5 protein-coding genes, 4 tRNA genes and 1 pseudogene are annotated in these 8,167 nt (G+C 42.7%); 9 read left to right on the top strand and 1 reads right to left on the bottom strand.

The window, feature by feature from the left end; translation table 11 throughout:
• Nucleotides 1-37: 37 nt before the first annotated feature.
• Nucleotides 38-2,401, bottom strand: coding sequence for a DNA polymerase II (locus tag AB4496_RS15080; RefSeq protein WP_102257856.1), 2,364 nt, complete (start codon nt 2,399-2,401; stop codon nt 38-40).
• A gap of 426 nt (nt 2,402-2,827) precedes the next feature.
• Here AB4496_RS15080 and uvrY point away from each other — a divergent pair, with 426 nt between their 5' ends.
• The 9 genes and pseudogenes from uvrY to AB4496_RS15035 all read left to right on the top strand — a co-directional run.
• On the top strand, nt 2,828-3,472 hold the full coding sequence (uvrY, locus tag AB4496_RS15075; RefSeq protein ID WP_004729778.1) for a UvrY/SirA/GacA family response regulator transcription factor: 645 nt from the start codon (nt 2,828-2,830) through the stop codon (nt 3,470-3,472).
• Nucleotides 3,473-3,487: 15 nt separating this feature from the next.
• Nucleotides 3,488-5,320, top strand: coding sequence for an excinuclease ABC subunit UvrC (gene uvrC / locus AB4496_RS15070; RefSeq protein ID WP_086027554.1), 1,833 nt, complete (start codon nt 3,488-3,490; stop codon nt 5,318-5,320).
• A 46-nt stretch (nt 5,321-5,366) separates the two neighbouring features.
• Nucleotides 5,367-5,924 carry a CDP-diacylglycerol--glycerol-3-phosphate 3-phosphatidyltransferase gene (gene pgsA / locus AB4496_RS15065; protein WP_012604331.1) on the top strand — a complete coding sequence of 186 codons (558 nt, stop codon included), beginning with the start codon at nt 5,367-5,369 and terminating at the stop codon, nt 5,922-5,924.
• A 266-nt stretch (nt 5,925-6,190) separates the two neighbouring features.
• A tRNA-Cys gene (locus AB4496_RS15060) sits at nt 6,191-6,264 on the top strand.
• A 27-nt stretch (nt 6,265-6,291) separates the two neighbouring features.
• Nucleotides 6,292-6,367, top strand: a tRNA-Gly gene (locus AB4496_RS15055).
• An 80-nt stretch (nt 6,368-6,447) separates the two neighbouring features.
• Nucleotides 6,448-6,534: transfer RNA gene (locus AB4496_RS15050), tRNA-Leu, on the top strand.
• 64 nt (nt 6,535-6,598) lie between these two features.
• Nucleotides 6,599-6,672, top strand: a tRNA-Cys gene (locus AB4496_RS15045).
• Between the two features lie 565 nt (nt 6,673-7,237).
• The gene (locus AB4496_RS15040) at nt 7,238-7,738 is read left to right on the top strand and encodes a toxin-activating lysine-acyltransferase (RefSeq protein ID WP_017098612.1); all 501 of its coding nucleotides are present in this window, start codon (nt 7,238-7,240) and stop codon (nt 7,736-7,738) included.
• A pseudogene (locus AB4496_RS15035) lies at nt 7,728-8,167 on the top strand (MchC protein); the annotation flags it as partial. The gene AB4496_RS15040 and the pseudogene AB4496_RS15035, both read left to right, overlap by 11 nt.

Genomic DNA, 8,167 nt, shown 5'->3' with positions numbered 1-8,167 from the left:
TCTCGAGTCTAATGTCGCGTCGAAAAGAGAATTAAATCTAGAACAGACCTAGCTGCTGGCCGCTGACTCTTTCAAAATCTAACCCTATAAATGGCAGAATCGCTTCTGCGACCGGTTTAATCTGCTTGTCGATGTAATGTTGATAATCGATACCGCTCTTCAAATACTCCTTGGGCTCGGGGCCACTCAGCGTAATCAAATATTCAATACGCCCTTTGTTTTGATATTGAAGCGGGCGACCGAGCTGAGCATTGATCTCATCGGCTAATCTAGCAGCGCGAACCTGTGGCGGAATGTTCTTCTGGTATTCATGCAACTTACGGCGCAAGCGTTTTTGGTAAACCAGTAGGTCATCGTGTTTGCCCGCGGATGTTTCATCGACAAACTGTCTAACATAATCACTTGGATCTTGGTCGTGAAAGACCATCTCATACAAGGTTTGTTGGAACTGTTGTGCAAGGGGCGTCCAATCGGTTCGTGCACTTTCAAGGCCTTTAAAAATGATCTTCTCTTGGTCACCTTGATTGATTAGACCTGCATAACGTTTCTTCGACCCTGTCTCAGAGCCTCGAATGGTCGGCATTAGAAACTTGCGATAGTGAGTTTCGTATTCCAGTTCGAGTATTGAGGTTAGGTTGTAGGTTTCTTTTAAGTGATTCGTCCACCAGTCGTTGATGTAAGCCACAAGGGAGTGACCAATCTCGTCTGCTTGTTCTTGCTCAAAACTGCCATTAAGAGACACGAAAGTTGAATCGGTATCTCCGTAAATTACTTGATACCCTTTATCTTCGATCAGAACCTTGGTTTGCTTCATTATCTCATGACCACGCATGGTGATAGAGGATGCCAAGCGAGTATCAAAGAAACGACAACCAGAAGAACCCAGCACACCATAGAAAGAGTTCATGATGATCTTAATCGCCTGAGAAAAAGCTTTCTCGTTATTTTTCTTTGCGACATCACGCGCTGCCCAGAGATTTTCGATCATCTCTGGTAGAAAGTGCTTAGAGCGGTGGAATTGACCGCCACGAAACCCAGCCACTGCTTGGTCTTCTTCAGAGCCTAACTCTAACTTTAGTCCTTCAATTAACCCCATCGGGTCAATTAAGAAAGAACGAATGATCGATGGGTAAAGGCTCTTAAAATCGAGTACCAACACAGAGTCATAAAGGTTGGGAATCGATTCCATCACATAGCCACCGGGGCTAGCGATCCAGTTCTCGGGTTCTAAGTTCGGCGCGACATAACCCGCTCGGTGTATCTGAGGCATGTATAAGTTAGTAAAAGCCGCGACAGAGCCGCCAACGCGATCAAGTTCAACACCAGTTAAGCGAGAACGTTCAATAGCAAAATCGAGTAGGTGAGTGTGTTCGAAGATTCGGTTTACTAGCACACAGTCTTGAAGGTTGTACTTGGCAAGTGAAGGTTTATCGAACTTAAACATTCGATTGATTTCATCCATGCGGTCATGAACATTATGAATGTCTTTGCCTTCGCCCAGTAACTCTTGTGACACGGACTCAAGAGACCAAGAGCGGAAATGGTAGGTTGCTGTTTTAAGCATATCGATACCATCTAAGACCACGCGACCAGGAATGGTAATGAAGCCCTGCTGGTTTTGTGCGGAGCTGCGAAAGAAGCTCGGTTGATTGTCGCGACCAATACTGAGTTTCACTTCGTTCCATTCCGAACGCTTATGCAGCAGCCTAAAGTCGAAATCAATGACATTCCAACCAATGATGATGTCCGGGTCAAATTCGGAGAACCACGCAATCATGGCTTCAAGCAGCGCTTTCTCGTTGGCAACCCATTGGATATTGGTGTTTGCTTCTTGTGGATGGCCAATCATTATCACTCGGCTATCCATCGGGCTGTCTAGGCCGATGGAATAAAGCACACCTTTTTCCGAACACTCAATATCAAGCGAAACCACAGACAAGTTTGGCAAGTAATCGCCAGTTCGGCATTTTGCGTTCGATACTCTGCGATGCTGTCTTTTTGGAGTGATAGTGCCTGTGAATTCGATACTGCCCTTGATAAAGCGCTCCATCAAGAAACGATCGGCCAGTCGAATATCACTTTCAAAGGTTTGGATCTCTTCACCGTTAAAGGCTTGAGCTAACCCGAAGCTGCTTCTCGATAAGGAAGTGTAACAAGCGGCTAAAGGGGTTTGGTCAAATGTTGCTAGCTCCAAAGGCTTTAACTGGCAATTGATAGACTCTTTCGCTGCGATAGCCTGACATGCTTCAACATCAGTTTGCGCGACAAAAAATACAGGCTTTTCATTTTGAATAGTCAGTAGCGTAGGGCCTTGAGGGGTGCTTAACCACAAGTCGATTTGTGTGCGCCCTGAAAAGTCTCTTGCTTGTCTTGTGAGTACAAAGCCTTGCTGAATATCCAATGTAGTAACCTATTGAAATTGGGAATTGAATACTACCACCTAGCGACTCTCAGCGCATAACAGGCAGCAAAAATACTAACTAAATTCTAGTTAACAGAGGCAAATAACGGGACTCTATAAGCAAATAAGTGAAATTGTCGCGAATGGCTATTCAATGGTATTGAAAATATCTTTATCTTGTGTAATTTTATTGGGTGTTGTTTTAACTGGTTGATTTTTAGAAAAAGCTTGTTGTTTTAGTTGGCTTATTTGTTAATAAGTACTTGCTAAAGTTCGTGTTTCAGCACATATTCAACAGAGCTTTTTTTTAGTAATTAAGTTAAGATGTACTCAATGCTGCGATTCACTGTTCCTTTGTTCAATTGTTTCAAACAGATGAAATGACACAGTGGTTGCAGAGCCAATTAATAGTGTGGAGATACAAGTTTGATAAATGTTTTCCTTGTAGATGATCACGAGCTGGTTCGCACAGGGATACGACGTATTATTGAAGACGTCCGTGGAATGAACGTAGCAGGGGAAGCTGAAAGCGGTGAAGATGCTGCAAAATGGTGTCGTACTAACAATACTGACGTTATTTTGATGGATATGAATATGCCTGGTATTGGTGGCTTAGAAGCAACCAAGAAAATCTTGCGTTTCAACCCTGATGTTAAAATCATCGTTTTAACTGTTCATACGGAAAATCCGTTTCCAACTAAAGTGATGCAAGCTGGAGCTGCTGGTTACCTTACTAAAGGGGCAGGTCCGGATGAAATGGTAAATGCAATTCGAGTGGTTAATAGTGGCCAACGATACATTTCGCCAGAAATTGCGCAGCAGATGGCTTTGAGCCAATTCTCGCCTGCGTCTGAAAATCCATTCGCAGACTTATCTGAACGTGAACTTCAAATCATGATGATGATTACCAAAGGTCAGAAAGTGACGGATATTTCAGAACAACTCAATCTAAGTCCTAAAACAGTCAACAGTTACCGCTACCGCTTGTTCAGTAAGCTGGATATCAGTGGCGATGTAGAGCTGACGCATTTAGCGATTAGACATGGAATGTTAGACACTGAGACCCTTTAACACTGAGATCGTATAGTGACCAACTTGTTTGACTCAGTCTCATTCCTCAAGACAGTAACAGAGCAGCCCGGCGTTTATCGAATGTATAACGCCGAGGCTGTTGTTATTTACGTCGGTAAAGCTAAGAACCTCAAAAAACGCCTTTCCAGTTATTTCCGTAAAAAAGTCGACAGTGAAAAAACACGCGCTTTAGTCAGCAATATTGACAAGATCGATGTCACTGTAACGCACACGGAAACAGAAGCGCTCATCCTTGAGCATAACTACATCAAGCAGTACTTGCCTAAATACAACGTACTTTTGCGTGATGATAAGTCGTACCCTTATATTTTTATTAGCGGTCACAAGCATCCTCGTTTGTCGATGCATCGTGGTGCTAAAAAGAAAAAGGGCGAATACTTTGGTCCTTACCCTGATTCCGGCGCTGTGCGTGAGACGTTGCACCTACTACAAAAAATCTTTCCTGCTCGCCAGTGTGAAGATACGGTTTATGCCAACAGAACGCGCCCGTGTTTGATGTATCAGATTGGCCGTTGTGCTGCGCCATGTGTCAGCTCAATCATCTCTGATGAAGAGTACAGTGAACTTATCGACTACGTTCGTCTGTTCTTGCAAGGGAAGGACAAGTTAGTCCTTGAGACGCTCATCGAAAAGATGGACACAGCAAGCCGAGAGCTTCGCTTTGAGCAAGCTGCCGCGTTCCGTGACCAAATCCAAGCGATTCGACGCGTGCAAGAACAACAATATGTATCCGACGACTCAATGGAAGATATGGACGTGTTGGGCTTTGCTCAAGAGAATGGCGTAGCGTGTATTCATATCTTGATGATTCGCCAAGGCAAGGTTTTAGGCAGTAGAAGCCATTTCCCGAAAATTCCCAACAATACGGTGCGAGAAGAGGTTTTTTCGAGCTTTTTAAGCCAATATTATCTTGCGCATAATGAAGCGAGAACCATCCCAACTCGTTTGATTCTCAATGCCGATTTGATGGAAGATATCACACCGATTCAAGAAGCCTTGTGTGAAGTGGCGGGTCGTAAGATTCACTTCAATACCAACCCTTCAGGTACTCGAGGTCGTTACCTTAAACTCTCGAATACCAATGCATTGACGGCTATTACCACTAAGATTAATCACAAGATGACCATCAATCAGCGCTTTAAAGAGCTTCAAGAAGTGTTGTCGATGGATGTGATTAAACGGATGGAATGTTTTGATATCAGTCATACCATGGGTGAAAGTACGATAGCGTCTTGTGTGGTGTTCAATCAGGAAGGCCCTGTTAAGCCGGAATACCGCCGTTACAACATCACTGGCATTACCGGTGGTGATGATTACGCGGCAATGGCTCAGGCGCTTGAGAGGCGTTACTCGAAGCAACTTGATGTCGATAAGATCCCAGACATCATTTTTATCGACGGTGGTAAAGGTCAGCTCAACCGCGCTCATGAGATCATTTCTCAATATTGGGGTGATTGGCCATTTCGACCAAGAATGATGGGTATAGCCAAAGGGGTTACGCGTAAACCGGGTTTAGAAACCTTGGTGACTCTTGAAGGCGAAGAGTTCAATTTACCCAGTGATGCGCCAGCGCTACACCTTATCCAACATATTCGTGACGAAAGCCATAATCATGCTATTGCCGGGCACAGAGCAAAACGTGGTAAAACGCGTAGAACCAGTGCACTTGAAGGAATTGAAGGGGTAGGGCCTAAGCGTCGTCAATCTTTGTTGAAATATATGGGTGGCTTACAAGAACTTAAGCGCGCAACTGTCGAAGAAATAGCCAAAGTGCCGGGCATTAGTCATTCTTTGGCAGAAAACATTTATCAAGCATTGAAACAATAGTAAAAATCCCGCACCATTAAAGCGCAATTGATAAGAGCCTAATAATATGCGTTTGAATATACCTAACATTTTGTCCTTACTGAGACTATTTTTAATCCCAGTATTCGTTGTTGTTTTTTACCTACCTTATGAATGGGCTCCTTTTGCTGCTGCAATGGTGTTTTGGGTAGCGGGTTTTACTGACTGGCTAGATGGCATGCTGGCTCGTAAACTAGGACAAACGTCTCGCTTTGGTGCCTTTATTGACCCCGTGGCGGATAAAGTGCTCGTTGCTACTGCTCTTATCTTAGTTACCGAGCACTATCACTCGATCTGGGTGACTATTCCCGCGGTGACCATGATTGGTCGTGAAATTATCATCTCGGCGCTTCGTGAATGGATGGCTGAAATCGGCAAACGTGCAAGCGTTGCGGTATCTTGGGTTGGTAAAGTGAAAACCGTTTCTCAGATGTTCGCTCTTTGGGTACTTATCTGGCGATACGACGACTGGATGGTTTGGGTGGGTTACATTGCACTCTATGTTGCAACCGTTCTTACTTACTGGTCAATGGCGCAATACTTGATGGCCGCCAAAGATGATTTGTTAGACGAAAAACACCATTGATGAAGAAGCGAGCTGAGGCTCGCTTTTTTGATCTTTAACCTAAGGTTAAATTATCAATAGTGGATATCTAATGTGATATAGATCTCCTTTGAATAGCCTGTCCACAAAGTGCTTTGCACACAAAGTCAGCTATTTAGCCTGTTTCGTATAAAATCTATTCAAACGAATTAAAAATACAAAAATAATATTGACTCAAACGCTCGAATCCGTAGAATGCATCCCGTACCCAAGAGGATGGCAATAAGCGATTCGATTGGAGTTACTAAGGCGCCTTGGCAGAGTGGCTATGCAGCGGATTGCAAATCCGTGGACCTCGGTTCGACTCCGGGAGGCGCCTCCATTATCTCTTTCGTAGAGTAATGAAAATGCGATACTAGCTCAGTTGGTAGAGCGCAACCTTGCCAAGGTTGAGGTCATCGGTTCGAACCCGATGTATCGCTCCAAATTTTGTAATGTTGATTCATTTTGACATTAAGATGGTGTTTTACTTTTCAGTAATCGGCATCGCAATAAAGAATTGCGTGCCCTGGTGGTGGAATTGGTAGACACAAGGGATTTAAAATCCCTCGGCGTTCGCGCTGTGCCGGTTCAAGTCCGGCCCGGGGCACCATCTATTTGATTGTTACCTTGTTGGGTAGTAATCAACAGAGTCGTTCTCTTAAAACACGACTGAAGGCGCCTTGGCAGAGTGGCTATGCAGCGGATTGCAAATCCGTGGACCTCGGTTCGACTCCGGGAGGCGCCTCCATCATTTAGAAAGCCCGATCAGAAATGGTCGGGCTTTTTTCATCTCTATAGTTTGCCAAATTATGCTGTTATAGGATGTCGCCATCGGAATAACAAATTTTTAGACATTCAATGTAGACAGTTGGTGAGTGGCACGGTTCTTCCCAACATGTTGCACTTTCCTCTACATTGAAAATATCCAATCCATTCTCATTTTAGATTTCTTTATTTTCAAGCCAGCATAACAGTTGATCATATACTTACTGAAGAAAGAGCCAGCATAATATTAAGCCGTTACAGCGAACCTCAATAAGTGTAAATACCATACCTGGTACCACCAGGGAGCTACTATAAGTTACATCCACATTACTCATATGTTAGCAAACAAGGGCTTTAATACGTAATTAAGTCTAAAGACAGAGTCGCCTAATTACACGAAGTCTCCCTCGCAAAATGTTGTAATAATTATGTTTATTAATAATAAAACTAGCGTTGTGAATCCAAATAATAACAGGTAGTAAGCGCTTTATTTAAACTTTAGTATTTAATATCGAAAGTACTAAATAACCGTAACTATGTAGGTTGTAATGAAAAGTAATCCTGTATCTATTCTTAACGGTAAAATATCCGGCCTACGCTATGGTCCTTTATCAAAGTTAGAAGTTACTCACGAATTAGGGCGGTTTGTAGAGGTAATGTCTAAATGTAATCAACGCAGTGATCTGAACATAGCTTCGTTTTTACACTGGATAAAACCAGCGGTAATTCATAGGCAATATAAGTTTTTAAAATTACCTAGCGATGTCGAATTTACAGGGTACGTTATTTGGGCATGGGTTGATGAATTAACGTTATCAAATTATATGACTCGACCTAGGTTCTCACTGAAGCCAATGAATTGGAATGAAGGGAGCAACTTAATAGTTGTGGACTGGTTTGTAGAGAAAAATAAGATCAGTCAGCTAAAAGAACTGTACAAGTTTTTCTTATCATCTACGAATCTTACTCTTGGTGAAGTGAATATTTGTATTCGGGATACTCAAGGAAATATAATTAAAACAAACAAACGGAGTCTGTATGGGTATTGAACTACTGAAAACATATAAGCTAGTTGGAACGCATAACACTCCGAGTGTAGGCAATGACTTGCCAGAAGAGTCCTTTGTTTCATTTTATGCTTATAAATTAAACGAAACTGAAGTTGTTTGGATTAATAGAAATCTAATTGAAGAATACAACATAGCGTTTGATGAAAATTTTCTTAAAGGAGAGTTGATTGACAATTTTAGCTACGTATCCAAAGGATATGCTAAGAAACAAAGAATGGAAATTAATGATAAAAAACAGTTCATGGCAGATCAATATGGTTCTCGACATGAGGTGTGCAACGGTGGTAGCGCTAGATGTGGATTAAACGGACATTTTCAAATTAAAGGTATTGGGCCCAACCCTTTAGTCGCTACGAATATATCTGAAAGTCACTCACATGGCAAATTATTTATTGATGAGGCTATTAG

It is taken from the genome of Vibrio sp. 10N.222.46.A1, from assembly GCF_041473595.1.
GTDB classification, from domain to species: domain Bacteria; phylum Pseudomonadota; class Gammaproteobacteria; order Enterobacterales; family Vibrionaceae; genus Vibrio; species Vibrio tasmaniensis_A.
Note: the sequence above shows the minus strand (reverse complement) of the source record. Positions and strands in the feature narration are given on the sequence as shown.

What these genes read in the sequence shown, in the direction of transcription:
- pgsA (WP_012604331.1), top strand. Translation starts at nt 5,367, where the DNA reads ATGCGTTTGAATATACCTAACATTTTGTCCTTACTGAGACTATTTTTA.
- AB4496_RS15040 (WP_017098612.1), top strand. Translation starts at nt 7,238, where the DNA reads ATGAAAAGTAATCCTGTATCTATTCTTAACGGTAAAATATCCGGCCTA.